Annotated in this window: 9 protein-coding genes, 2 tRNA genes and 1 pseudogene; 6 read left to right on the top strand and 6 right to left on the bottom strand. The window is 63.2% G+C overall.

What is annotated here, in order from left to right:
• Positions 1 to 18 precede the first annotated feature (18 nt).
• Positions 19 to 855, top strand: a complete 837-nt coding sequence (gene tcdA / locus PHO31112_RS21415) for a tRNA cyclic N6-threonylcarbamoyladenosine(37) synthase TcdA (RefSeq protein WP_150622869.1) — start codon at positions 19 to 21, stop codon at positions 853 to 855.
• 211 nt (positions 856 to 1066) lie between these two features.
• Here the strand turns inward: tcdA and PHO31112_RS21410 are convergent, their stop codons facing one another.
• Positions 1067 to 2719, bottom strand: a complete 1653-nt coding sequence (locus tag PHO31112_RS21410) for an AMP-binding protein (protein ID WP_150622867.1) — start codon at positions 2717 to 2719, stop codon at positions 1067 to 1069.
• Positions 2720 to 3126: 407 nt separating this feature from the next.
• Here PHO31112_RS21410 and PHO31112_RS21405 point away from each other — a divergent pair.
• A tRNA-Arg gene (locus tag PHO31112_RS21405) sits at positions 3127 to 3203 on the top strand.
• A 155-nt stretch (positions 3204 to 3358) separates the two neighbouring features.
• Positions 3359 to 3435 (top strand) — tRNA-Arg (locus PHO31112_RS21400).
• Between the two features lie 155 nt (positions 3436 to 3590).
• Here PHO31112_RS21400 and PHO31112_RS21395 read toward each other — a convergent pair.
• The 3 genes from PHO31112_RS21395 to PHO31112_RS21385 form a co-directional block, all read right to left on the bottom strand.
• Positions 3591 to 5048: an efflux transporter outer membrane subunit gene (locus PHO31112_RS21395; protein WP_150622865.1), complete on the bottom strand. Its 1458-nt coding sequence runs from the start codon at positions 5046 to 5048 to the stop codon at positions 3591 to 3593.
• A gap of 6 nt (positions 5049 to 5054) precedes the next feature.
• Positions 5055 to 6563, bottom strand: a complete 1509-nt coding sequence (locus PHO31112_RS21390) for a DHA2 family efflux MFS transporter permease subunit (protein ID WP_246178459.1) — start codon at positions 6561 to 6563, stop codon at positions 5055 to 5057.
• Between the two features lie 172 nt (positions 6564 to 6735).
• On the bottom strand, positions 6736 to 8043 hold the full coding sequence (locus PHO31112_RS21385; RefSeq protein ID WP_150622861.1) for an HlyD family secretion protein: 1308 nt from the start codon (positions 8041 to 8043) through the stop codon (positions 6736 to 6738).
• Positions 8044 to 8181: 138 nt separating this feature from the next.
• Here PHO31112_RS21385 and PHO31112_RS21380 point away from each other — a divergent pair, with 138 nt between their 5' ends.
• Entirely contained in the window at positions 8182 to 8895 is a 714-nt protein-coding gene (locus tag PHO31112_RS21380; RefSeq protein ID WP_246178447.1) for a CerR family C-terminal domain-containing protein, read from the top strand.
• A gap of 129 nt (positions 8896 to 9024) precedes the next feature.
• On the opposite strand, the gene PHO31112_RS21375 is transcribed toward PHO31112_RS21380, so the two are convergent.
• Positions 9025 to 10113, bottom strand: a complete 1089-nt coding sequence (locus tag PHO31112_RS21375) for a porin (protein WP_150622857.1) — start codon at positions 10111 to 10113, stop codon at positions 9025 to 9027.
• 173 nt (positions 10114 to 10286) lie between these two features.
• Between PHO31112_RS21375 and PHO31112_RS21370 the strand changes: the two genes are divergently transcribed.
• Positions 10287 to 10760 (top strand): Lrp/AsnC family transcriptional regulator, encoded by a 474-nt coding sequence (locus PHO31112_RS21370; protein ID WP_150622855.1) that lies wholly within the window; start codon positions 10287 to 10289, stop codon positions 10758 to 10760.
• Positions 10761 to 10826: 66 nt separating this feature from the next.
• The gene (locus PHO31112_RS21365; protein ID WP_150622853.1) at positions 10827 to 12014 is read left to right on the top strand and encodes an alpha-hydroxy acid oxidase; all 1188 of its coding nucleotides are present in this window, start codon (positions 10827 to 10829) and stop codon (positions 12012 to 12014) included.
• A gap of 135 nt (positions 12015 to 12149) precedes the next feature.
• Here PHO31112_RS21365 and PHO31112_RS21360 read toward each other — a convergent pair.
• Positions 12150 to 12347 (bottom strand): annotated as a pseudogene (locus PHO31112_RS21360) (hypothetical protein); the annotation flags it as partial.

Genomic DNA, 12347 nt, shown 5'->3' with positions numbered 1-12347 from the left:
GACGTTACCCATCGCATCATGAACAGTACCCCGTCGATCGTTGTTGCTCCGGTGCCTGCCACGCCATCGGAGGAAGATTTTGACGCGAACCGCCGTTTTGGCGGCATCGCGCGTTTATACGGTGACGACGGTCTCGCGCGCTTGCGCGATGCCCACGTGGCCGTCATCGGCATCGGCGGCGTCGGTTCGTGGGTGGCCGAGGCGCTGGCGCGCAGCGCCGTGGGCCGACTCACGCTCATCGATCTCGATAACGTCGCCGAAAGCAATACCAATCGTCAGGTGCACGCCCTGGACGGCAACTACGGCAAACCGAAAGTTGCCGCGATGGCCGAGCGAATCGTGGCCATCAATCCTGCTTGCCAGCTTACGCTCGTCGAGGACTTCGTGGAGCTGGAGAACCTAGATGCCATGTTGAGCGGCAGCTTCGACTGGGTTGTCGACGCCATCGACAGCGTACGGGTGAAGACCGCGCTTATCGCTTGGTGCGTGGCACATAAGCAGCGTTTGATCACCGTTGGCGGGGCGGGCGGTCAGATCGATCCGACACGTATCCGTATTGACGATCTCGCCCGCACGATCCAGGATCCGCTGCTTGCAAAAGTGCGTGCGCAGTTACGCAAGCAACATGGTTTTGTCCGCGGACCGAAAGCCAAGTTCAATGTGCCCGCCGTGTACTCGGACGAGCCCTTGCAGTACCCGGAAGCGGTCTGTGCACCGGGCGAGGGCCCCGAAGCGGCTGCGGGGCCACAGGGCCTGAACTGCGCGGGTTTCGGTTCGAGCATGTGTGTGACAGCCACATTCGGCATGGCGGCCGCTGCCCATGTGTTGACGCGAATCACCGGGCGTGCGGCCTGATGTACCCGTGTTTTACCAAGGCGCGCGCGAGACGTCTGTAACCAAAGGTTACCGATCGAGGTTCACGCCTCGATCGACGTCTCGATCGCTGAAATGACGATGGCCGGGATCGCTCCCGGCCATTTGTGTTGTCACGCGAATTTCCGTTCCGCTTCCCTTCGCTTCGTTACGTTAAGTTACGTACGACGAAACAACTTGCGGGGCAGAGTCATCAGCGCAGTTCGCGACGCAGCACCTTGCCCACGGGCGTCTTGGGCAGGTCTTTGCGGAACTCGATCAAGTGCGGCACCTTGTAGTTCGTCAGGTGCTCACGGCAGAAGTCGATGATGACCTTCTCGGTCAGATCCTGCGATTTCTTGACAATCACGGCCTTCACCGCTTCGCCGGTGCGATCGCTCGGCACGCCGACGACTGCCGCTTCGAGCACGCCGGGGCACATGGCCAGCACGCTCTCGACCTCGTTCGGATACACGTTGAAGCCCGACACGATGATCATGTCCTTCTTGCGGTCGGTGATGCGCACATAGCCCTGCTCGTCCATCGTGCCGATGTCGCCGGTGCGCAGCCAACCGTCCGGCGTGATGGTCTTGGCCGTCTCGTCCGGTCGACGCCAGTAGCCCTTCATGACTTGCGGGCCACGCACGCAGATTTCGCCTTCCTGGCCGAAGCCGAGGGCTTCGTTGGCATCGTTGCGAATGCTCACGTCCGTTGACGAGATCGGCAGGCCGATGGACCCGTTGAACTCGCTGCCGAGGGGGTTGATACACACGGCGGGCGACGTCTCCGTCAGACCGTACGCTTCGATGAGCGGATGGCCGGTCACCTTCTGCCAGCGATCGGCCACCGCACGCTGCACGGCAGCACCGCCGCCAAGCGCACACTTGAGCGCGCTGAAGTCGAGTTGGTCGAAGCCGGGGGTGTGGAGCAACCCGTTGAAGAGCGTGTTCACGCCCGTCATGAACGTGAACTTCCATTTGCCCAACTCTTTCACGAAGCCGGGCATGTCGCGCGGGTTGGTGATGAGCAGGTTGAGTGCGCCCAACTGGAGGAATACCAGGCAGTTCGCCGTCAGACAGAAGATGTGATAGAGCGGCAGGGCGGTGACGATGATCTCCTTACCTTCTTCGAGACCCGAGCCGATCCAGGCACGCGCCTGCAACATATTGGCGATCATGTTGCCATGCGTGAGCATGGCGCCTTTGGCGACCCCCGTGGTGCCGCCGGTGTATTGCAGGAACGCAATGTCGTCGTGGCCCAGTTGCACTTCCTGATGCTGTGCACGTGCGCCTTGCGCGAGCGCGGTACGGAACGGCACGGCGTGGGGGATGTTCCACTCGGGCACCATCTTCTTCACGTGACGCACGACGTAGTTCACGATCCAGCGCTTCGGTGCGGGCACGAGATCGCCGATAGCCGTCGTGACGACGTGCTTGACCGGTGTGTTGGGCAGCGCCTTTTGCAGCGTGGCGGCGAAGTTCTCGATCACCACGATGGCGCCGCAGTCGGCGTCTATCAGTTGGTGCTCGAGTTCGCCTGCCGTGTAGAGCGGATTGACGTTGACGACGACCATCCCCGCACGCAGGATGCCGAAGACAGCGACCGGATATTGCAGCAGGTTCGGCGACATGATCGCCACGCGCGAGCCGCGTTCCAGGCCGGGCAGACTTTGCAGATACGCGGCAAAATCGCGCGATTTACGCTCGAGGTCCGCGAAAGTCATCGTTACCCCGAGGTTGGTGAACGACGGGCGATCCGCAAACTTCTGGCAGCTTTGCAGGAACAGATCGTTCAGCGAACGATACTTATTGACGTCGATCTCGGCCGGCACGCCGGGCGGATAGCTCTTGAGCCAGACTTTTTCCATGAGCGCCTCCTTGAATTTGATTTTTATCGCATCGTCGTCGCCGGGGGAAGAGCTTGGGCGCGCGGTGCGTCGTTTCATCGCAGTACTTTTGGCAATGCGAGAGAGGGCTCCAGACGTGTCGTCTCCCCTGTCCGGGTCTCGCATGCGCGGCAAACGCGCCCATCGACGCGCTGCAAAAAGCCGTAGCATACCGTGCCGTCTCCAGGGCGAGCACATGGAAAGCCCTGATTTGATGCGGGTTTGCGTGGAGTAATTGCTCTAGCGGCAAAGACTTGCCAGTGTGGGGGATTCCGCGCTAATCCCGCACGGAATGGCCGATGTAACGGACAAACCGCAGATGTGACAAAAGAATTGCAAAAAACGCTTGCGAAGCGGTCTGGTTTCTTACATAATTCTGTTCTCACGACGCGGCTGTAGCTCAGTTGGATAGAGTACTTGGCTACGAACCAAGGGGTCGTGGGTTCGAATCCTGCCAGCCGCGCCACCTAATTCGAGGGTCTCCTCACGGGGAGACCCTTAGTTTTTCGGGAGAGTCCTTCCCAGCGACGCGCCGCATGTCATGCACATTCGGCCCGCGTCGATGAGAAGGCAAATCGACAGCAGCAGGATCGTCTGATCGGTGTCTCACGTGCAGTAAGTGCGGCTGTAGCTCAGTTGGATAGAGTACTTGGCTACGAACCAAGGGGTCGTGGGTTCGAATCCTGCCAGCCGCGCCAACCCAGTTGGCAAAAACGCTCCAGAGGCGAAAGCTTCTGGAGCGTTTTCGCTTGTGCCGGCGAAAAGTATCGCACTGTTCGGCATTCATCGTTCCCGCCATCGTCAGGCGCGACGACGTCTTGCATCGAACGTCGTCGTGCCCGGCGCCATCGCGTCAGCCTTCCCCGCTTCCCGGGGCGACCTGCCATCCCAGACCCAGCGCCTTGTGCAACGTCACGAACGATTTGAGAAGCTGTGCGTCACCGGCGATACGGTCTTGCTCGGCGGAAAAGCGCGTGCGTTCCGCATCCAGCCAATCGAGCGTGCTCGCGGTGCCGGCGCGATAGCGCTGACGTGTGAGCGTCGCCGCCCGCGTGGCCGACGCCTCCACGCTGCGCAACCGGTACACGTTCTCGCGCTGATGCCCGTAGCGGGCGAGCGCCACATCGGCGTCGCGCAACGCGGTGAGTACGGCGCTCTCGTACTTCGCCTGCGCCTGATCGCGACCCGCTTTTGCGCCGTCGACGCCGGCCTGCACGCGTCCGAAGTCGAGCACGTTCCATTGCAGGCGCGGCATCGTCATCCAACTGAAGTTGTCCTTGCGCACGAGATGGCCAGGGTCCAGCGCCGAATATCCGAGTTCGCCCATGATCGAGAGCTTCGGAAACCAGTTGGCGGTCTGCACGCCGATCTGCGCGCTCTGCGATGCCAGACGGCGCTCGGCGGCGCGAATGTCCGGTCGCGCCTGCAACAGGGCAGACGGATCGCCGATGGCGACCTTCGCGGGCACGCTCGGGAGCGCCTTGGATGCCTTCAATTCAGTGTCCAGTGTGCCCGGTGCGCGCCCCGTCAGCAGTGCCAACTGATCGAGCGATTCGATGACATCCGCTTCGAGCGGCAGCACGCGCGATTGCGTCTGCTCCACCTGCGTCACGAGCCGTTCGACGTCGAGTTCCGAGGCGACACCGCCCGCCCGGCGCTGACGGGTGAGATCGAGCATTTCGCCTTCCAATTGCGCCGAATCGTGCACGAGCGCAAGCCGTGCCTGCTGATCGCGCAGCGCAACGTAAGTCTGGGCCACTTCGGCGGCGAGTTGCACGTGGGCATCGGCCAGATCCTCCGACGCCGCGTCGGCATCGGCACCGGCGGCTTCGACGGCGCGTCGCGTACCGCCGAACAAATCGATTTCCCAACTAGCGTCGAAGCCTGCGACGTAGAGGTCGAGCGGGCCACGGCCACCGCCGTTGCCGTTGTTACCGCCAAGCAGGCTCAGATCGGGTGAGCGCGTGCGCACCATCGCCAGATCGACGCCCGCCTTAGGCAGCAGGTCGGCCTGATGGCTGCGCAGGCTCGCGCGCGACTGACGCACCTTTGCCTGTGCCGCCCGGATGTCCGGACTATGTGCGATGGCGTCGTCGATCAGCGCGGTGAGCTGCGGATCGTTCAGCGCCGTCCACCACCGGGCGACGCCGGGCGTGTGCGCTTGTACGCCTTCGCCCGCATGCGCGAACGTTGCCCCGGCATGCAGGGCGTCGCCCGCGACCTCGGGTGCGCCACGATAGTCGGGACCGACGGTGCAGCCGGTGGCGAGAAGGCATACCGTGAGGGCCAGTGTTCGGATCGGAAGCGTCATGATGATTCAATGGCCGCCGGAACTGAATCCGGTCGGTTGCTTAAGCAGTAGGGCCAAGGGCACGCAAAGCAGCAGCGCGATACCCAGCGCATAGAAAGTCTCGGAAAACGTCATCACGCTCGCCTGCCTCGCAATGTCGGCGGCGAGTTGGGCGGTGGCCTGGAGTTGCGCGTGCATCATGTCGCCCGTCTGTGCGACGAAGCCCGCCGCATTGGCTGCGAGATGTTCCTGCCCCAGCGCACCGTTGGCGGTGATCGCCTCGCGCAGCATGGCGTCGTGATAGTCGGTGCGCCGGTCGATCAGCGTGCCGAGCAATGCGAGTCCCACCGACCCGCCGAGATTGCGGGCCATGTTGTACAGACCTGCCGCGTCGCCGGCATCCTGCGCGTCGACGGCTGCCATCGACGCCTGATTGAGCGGCATCATCGCGAGCATTTGCCCCACACCGCGCAGCAATTGCGAGAGCGTGAAGTCGTGGCCCACGCTTTGCGCCGTCAGGCTGATGTCTAGCATGCAACTCGCGAAGAAGCACAGTAGCCCGAGAATCACGAGCAGACGAATGTCCACCCGGCTGATGAGGCGTGGCAGGAACGGCATCATCAGGAACGCGGGCAGCCCCGAGAGCAGCATGATGTTGCCCGACTGCTGCGCGTTGTAGCCCGCAATCGTGGCGAGGAACTGCGGCAGCAGATACGACACGCCGTAGAGCCCCGCGCCCACCGTGAAGACGATATAGATCACGCTCGCGTAATTCTTGTTGCCGAGCAGCGAGAGCTTGACGATCGGCTTCTCGGCCGTGAACTGCGCCACGAGCATCATGCCGATGCCGATGACCGACGCGATCGACAGCCAGACGATCAGGTGTGAATCGAACCACCGTTCGCGTTGCCCTTCCTCGAGCACCACGGTGAGCGAACTCAAGCCGATGGTCAGGCCCACGATGCCCAGCCAGTCCGCTTTGAAGAAGGCTTGCAGATTGGCCGGCTCGCGCTTGAGACCGAGCATGAGCAGCGTGACGATGGCCGCCGAGATTGGCAGATTCAGGAAGAAGCACCAGCGCCAGTTGGCATTCTCGGTCAGCCACCCGCCGACCACCGGGCCGAGCAACGGTCCCAGCAGCACGATCAGACCGAACATCGCCATGCCGACTGCCATCTGATGGCGTGGCAGACGCGTGCGAATGATCATCTGCGCCGTCGGAATCATGGCGCCGCCTGCGAAGCCTTGTCCGATGCGGCCGACGATCATCTCGGGCAGGCTGTTCGACGCACCGCACATCATTGAGAAGAGCGTGAAGAAGACGGCGTTGAGCATCAGAAAGCGTCGCAGCCCGAGCACGCGCGTCAGCCACGCGGCGAGCGGAATCATGACGATTTCCGACATCAGGTAGCCGGTCGATATCCAGGTGCCTTCGGTGCCCGAGGCCCCGATCTGTCCTTGAATCTGAGGCAGTGCCGAGTTGGTGATCGAAATATCGAGCGTGGCCAGCAGCGCGCCCAGCGCGCCCGCGGCCACGGCGATCCAGTCCGACGCCGACGCGTTGCACGGTGCCGCGGCGCCAACGCGTGCACCTCCACCACCTCCACCACTACCGCCGCCGCCACCCGCCGCCACGGTGCTGCGCGCCTGATCGCGCGTCAGCGTAGCGGGCGAAAGCGACGACGTCGAAGCGCTCACCACGCCACCGTCAGCCACGTTGCCCCCCAACGTTCGTGGGCGACCGCGCCGCGTTCGTGAGGGGGCCGACGATGGCATCGAGCGGCGCACTGAGCGAGAGCTGTTGGGCGGTCGCACCGCTGGCCTGGCCCGAGTGGGCCGCCTGTTTGGCAGGCGCGGCCAGCGCGTTGCGATGCGTATCGACGTCTGCCGTGACCGATAGGCCCGGCAGCAACACCGAACGCAGCGACGCAGGCACATCGAGACGGATGCGCACCGGCACGCGCTGCACGATCTTCGTGAAGTTACCGGTGGCGTTCTGCGCGGGCAGCAGCGCGAACTGCGCGCCGGTGCCGGGTGAGAGCGAATCGACCACACCACGGATCGGCTCGCCGGGCAGGGCGTCGACATGCACCGTCACCAACTGACCGGGACGCATACGGCCGACCTGCGTTTCCTTGAAGTTCGCCGTCAGATAGAGGCTTTGCACCGGCACGACGGTGAGCAGTCGTGTACCCGGCTGCGCAAACTGGCCGACGCGCACCGCGCGATCGCCAACGCGTCCGGCCAGCGTGCTCTTGACCACCGTGTCCGCGAGGTCGAGGTCCGCCTTGCGCGCGCTAGCCTGTGCCACCGTCAATTGCGCTTTGGCCTGCGCTAGCGCGGCGGTAAGCGTGTCCGTCTGCCGTTCGCTCGCTTGCAAGCTGGCCTCATTGCTCTTGAGCGAGGCGTCGGCGCGGGCGCTGGCATTGCGCAGTTCCGCGAGACGCTCGTCGGTTTCGGCGCCGGTGGCGACCAAGGGTACGTAGCGTTTGACCTGACCGGACGAGTACGCGGCGTTCGCGCGTGCGCTGTCGAGTTCGGCGCGTGCCTGTGCGATGGTCGCCGAGTGCTGGGAGAGTTCCGCCTGTGCCCGGGCAACGTCGGCTTCGCGGGCCACGACGGTTGCTTGCGCCTCGTCGTAGGCAGCCTGGTACTGGCGCCCGTCGAGGCGTACGAGCGGCTGGCCGACCGTCACCGCTTCGTTGTCGCGCACCAGCACTTCGGTCACATAGCCGCCCACTTTCGGCGCGACGGTCATGCTGTCGGCTTGCAGGTAGGCGTCGTCGGTCGACTCGATGAAGCGCCCGGCAAACCACCAGTGCCCGCCCCAGCCCAGCGCGGCAACGACGCCCAGCGCCAGCGCGCCGAGCAGGATCTTTTTGCGACGCGGGTTGGCCGGTACCTTTGTCTGGCCGGGCGTTTGGATGGGCTCTGCGACCTTGCCGGCCGGTGCTTGCGCCTGACGTGCGGTGGGCGGCGCCGATTCCGCCTGTTCGACCTGTGCTGCGTTGGTCATGGGAATTTCCTCAAATTATTCCATTTGGCATAATTATTCCAGTTGATCGATTTGTGTCAAGTGTTATATTTTTGACGAAGGATTTGGCAAGCAAGGACATACATGACAGGGACTTCACGTGCAGGGCGTGCTCGGGGCGTGGCAACGCGTCCGCGGCATGCAGTCGACACGGGGTATCAACGTGGCGAGGAAACGCGCGCGCGCATCATCCTCGCGGCGATCAAGTGTTTCGGGGAATACGGCTTTGCCGGCGCATCTACGCGAGACATTGCGAACGAGGCGGGTGTGAACGCGCCGGCGCTGCAGTACTACTTCGACAACAAGGAAGGGGTGTACAAGGCGTGCGTCGAGTACATCCTGAGTCTTGTGCTGGGCCAGATGGGTGAGGCGATCGAGTCGGCCGAGCGTGTGGTGGCCGACCCCGACGCGACCGACAAGCAACTCATGGATGCCTTTTGCGAGCTACAGAACCGCAAGGCGGGCTTTATGGAGGAGGTGCCGGAGATCGATGGCTGGCACATGTTCATGGCTCGCGAGCAAGCGGGGCTCGGGCCGGAAGCCGGGTTCAAGGCGTTTCACGAGCGCTTTTCGAGACGGATCGCGGCGGTTGGCGCGAACATCGTGACCCGCCTCGCGGGGGTAGCGCCTGATAACGAGGCAATGCGCATTCGCGCCGTGTGTATTAGCACGCTGGGCATGGCATTTCGCGTGATGCGCCGCTCCGTCGATTGTTCGATGGGATGGGCCAACGAACCGAACGCCGAGCGCAATCGGATGGTGCGTGAAGCGGTACTCGAGCAGACACGGCAATTGCTGGAGCGGATCGTCAAACAGCGCAAGTCGGCCAAGTAAGTTCAGGCACGCAACGAACTGTCGGGGGCACCTTTCGGTGCCCCCGCGTCGTTTTCAATGACGGCGTCTGGCCGGGAGCGTCAGGCTTGAGGGGGGGGGCAGCACGAGTCTGCGTTTCACCCCATCGGCTTAGAAGATATGGCGGATACCCGTTGCCACGCCCACTTGCGTCGAGTTTCCCGGCAGTTCCACGCGCGCGGCGCCACTGACCTTGTTGTAGTCGACGGTGCCGTAGACTTGCGTGCGCTTCGACAGGGCGTACTCGGCGAGCAGCACGTACGTGTAGCGACGGCCCGAACCGGCGTCGCTCGCCTGGGCGTTGATGTTCTTGATGTCGTCGAAATACGCGGCGCCCGTGATCGCGAGGTTCGGCATGGCCTGGATCGTCGTGCCGAGATAGAACGTCATGTCCTTGCGCGGATTGTCGTTCAGGTTACCTGTGGTGACGGCGTGCGCCGGATCGTTGAGCGTGCCGTCGAGCCAGCCGCTGCGATCGCGGCCGCCCATGTAGCCGACGAACACCTTGGCGATGGAGACGCTGTAGATACCGCCCAGCCCCCACATCTGCTGCACGCGCTTGGCGGCGTCTCGCGCTTGCTGATACACGCCGGCGACCTGCAACGGTCCCATTGTGTATGCAGCACGGGTGCCCCAGTAGTTGCTGGCGGCCATCGTGCCTGCGGTGTTGCCGAAACCGTAAGTCGCACCGACCGATAGGCCGCCGAACGTGCCGGCATAGCTCACGGCGTTGTCCACGCGGCCGCGCGTGATGTTGTACATCCACGAGTTGTTCGCGTAGTTGCCGATCGTGAGCGGATCGAAGTCGCCGTAGACGTTGAACGCCTCGGTTGCCTGACGGCCGATCTTGATGGCGCCGTACTGGTTTTGCAGGCCGACGAAAGCATAGCGATCGAACAGTCGGGGACCGTTCGTGAGTTGGCCGTTTTGCGGGTTGATGCCCGACTCCAACTGGAAGATCGCCTTCGTGCCGCCGCCGAGGTCTTCCGAGCCCTTGAAGCCGAAACGGCTGTTGGTCACGGCGCCGTTGGTCACTTGCCACAGGGCGTCGTTGTTGGCGTTGGCGTTGTTTTGATACCGCACGCTTTGATCGACGATTCCGTACAGGGTGACGGCGCTTTGGGCGGCAGCGGTGGTGCTGAAGGCGAGGCCGCAGGTGGCCGAGAGGATGGCCAGACTGGCCGGAATTGCAGACTTCATGGGGCTCCTTTCTCTTGTAGACGGACTACGACTTAAAAACGGATCCGCTGTGCCTTCCGATTTAGATGGTCACGGAGTCTTCTCGGTACGAGGCGGCTTGCCATTCCTGTCGGGCAACTGGCGGCGAATCGAAGGATCTGCCAGAATCCGTGAAAACTTGACGGATTCTGCCAATGAACCTTGACCTTGCCGATCTGCGCATCCTCCGCCATCTGGAACTCAATGGACGCATCTCCAACCAGGAGTTGGCGGATGCCATCGGCTTGTCGCCATCGGCCTGCCTTCGCCGGGTGAAATTGCTTGAGGATCGCGGGGTGATTTCCGGATACCGCTGCATCGTGGACGCGCAGCATATCGGCCTGGAGTTCGAGGCGTTAGTGCAAATTACGCTCCGTCCGGACGTCGATCAGTGGCATGAAAAGTTTCTCGCATGTGTGCAGAACTGGCCGGAAGTCGTGACTGCGCGAATTGTCACCGGCTCGGCGAATTACATCTTGACGGTGAGAGCCCGTAACCTCGCGCACTACTCCGATTTCATCGTCAATGAGCTATACCGGGCGCCTGCCGTGATGTCGATTCAGTCGAACATCGTGCTGAAGACAATTAAACACACGCAGTCCCTCGTGGATCTCGTCAAGCCGAAGTAAAAATTATATAACATATTAATTAACCACCCAAAGACGGTTGGAATTTCCCGGAAGAAGAGACACAGCATGGCAGTGATTACCACCATCGAGGACTTGCGGGTTCTCGCACAGCGGCGAGTGCCGCGCATGTTTTACGAGTATGTCGATTCGGGGTCGTGGACGGAGACGACCTATCGGGCGAATGCGGCGGATTTCGGCGGTATCGAGTTCCGGCAGCGCGTTGCCGTGAACATCGAGCATCGCAGTACGCGCACGACGATGTTGGGGGTGCCGGTCGCGATGCCGGTGGCGCTGGCGCCGACGGGCATGACAGGCATGCAGCATGCCGACGGCGAGATTCTCGCGGCGCGTGCGGCTGAAGCGTTCGGTGTGCCGTTCACGCTCTCGACCGTGTCGATCTGCTCCATCGAAGACGTGGCGGCGCACACCAAGGCGCCGTTCTGGTTCCAGTTGTATGTGATGCGCGACCGCGACTTCATCGAGCGTTTGATCGACCGGGCCAAGGCCGCAGGGTGTTCGGCGCTGATGGTGACGATGGACTTGCAGATCAGCGGTCAGCGTCATCGCGACATCAAGAATGGCCTGTCGGCGCCGCCGAAGCTCACGTTGCCGAACATCGCCAACATGATGACCAAGCCGCGTTGGTGCATGGGCATGCTGGGGACACGCCGACGCACCTTCGGCAACATCGTGGGTCATGCCAAGGGCGTGGACGACATCGGTTCGCTTGCCGCCTGGTCGGCGGCGCAGTTCGACCCGCGCCTGTCGTGGAACGACGTCGAGTGGATCAAGAAGCGGTGGGGCGGCAAGCTCGTGCTCAAGGGCGTGCTCGACCCCGAAGATGCGCGTGCCGCACGCGACACCGGGGCCGACGCGATCGTGGTGAGCAATCACGGCGGGCGTCAGCTTGACGGTGCGATCTCGACGATCCGCGCGCTGCCCGACATTGTGGCGGCGGTGGGGCGCGACACGGAGGTCTGGCTCGACGGCGGCATCCGTTCCGGTCAGGACGTGATCAAGGCGATGGCCTTGGGCGCGAAGGGGACGCTCATTGGGCGTCCGTTCCTGTACGGTCTGGGGGCGATGGGCGAGGCGGGGGTGCGCCGCGCGCTGGAGGTCATTGCGAAGGAGATGGATGTGACGATGGCGCTGACCGGCCGCACGACCATCGGCCGTCTCGATTCGTCGATGCTGATCCCGGGCAGTTATCCGACAGGCATTGGCCCGTACCTGCCGGAGCCGGGCGGACGGTAATCCGCCGGCTGGAAAAGTACGAAAGCCGCAGCGATCGCGCTGCGGCTTTTTTCATTTCCGTAGGGGACTATCCCATCCGGACAACGCCCCGCAATCACGGGGCGCTTCGTTTCGGTAAAGACCGGCGCAGGCCGATCAATGATGGTGCTTGTGATGACCGCGGCGCTTTCCGCGGTAGTGGTCGTCGTCGTCGTACGAGTTCGAGCGCGACATGTTGCCGCCGAGCGCGGCACCCGCGCCGCCGCCGACGGCCGCGCCGATCAGACCGCCCGAGCGGCCGCCCATCGCATTGCCTGCCGCCGTACCGGCACCGCCGCCCAGCGCACCACCGAC

Source organism: Pandoraea horticolens, from assembly GCF_902459555.1.
Lineage (GTDB): Bacteria > Pseudomonadota > Gammaproteobacteria > Burkholderiales > Burkholderiaceae > Pandoraea > Pandoraea horticolens.
Note: the sequence above shows the minus strand (reverse complement) of the source record. Positions and strands in the feature narration are given on the sequence as shown.

What these genes read in the sequence shown, in the direction of transcription:
- PHO31112_RS21410 (WP_150622867.1), bottom strand. Translation starts at nt 2,719, where the DNA reads ATGGAAAAAGTCTGGCTCAAGAGCTATCCGCCCGGCGTGCCGGCCGAG.
- tcdA (WP_150622869.1), top strand. Translation starts at nt 19, where the DNA reads ATGAACAGTACCCCGTCGATCGTTGTTGCTCCGGTGCCTGCCACGCCA.
- PHO31112_RS21370 (WP_150622855.1), top strand. Translation starts at nt 10,287, where the DNA reads ATGAACCTTGACCTTGCCGATCTGCGCATCCTCCGCCATCTGGAACTC.
- PHO31112_RS21375 (WP_150622857.1), bottom strand. Translation starts at nt 10,113, where the DNA reads ATGAAGTCTGCAATTCCGGCCAGTCTGGCCATCCTCTCGGCCACCTGC.
- PHO31112_RS21385 (WP_150622861.1), bottom strand. Translation starts at nt 8,043, where the DNA reads ATGACCAACGCAGCACAGGTCGAACAGGCGGAATCGGCGCCGCCCACC.
- PHO31112_RS21365 (WP_150622853.1), top strand. Translation starts at nt 10,827, where the DNA reads ATGGCAGTGATTACCACCATCGAGGACTTGCGGGTTCTCGCACAGCGG.
- PHO31112_RS21395 (WP_150622865.1), bottom strand. Translation starts at nt 5,048, where the DNA reads ATGACGCTTCCGATCCGAACACTGGCCCTCACGGTATGCCTTCTCGCC.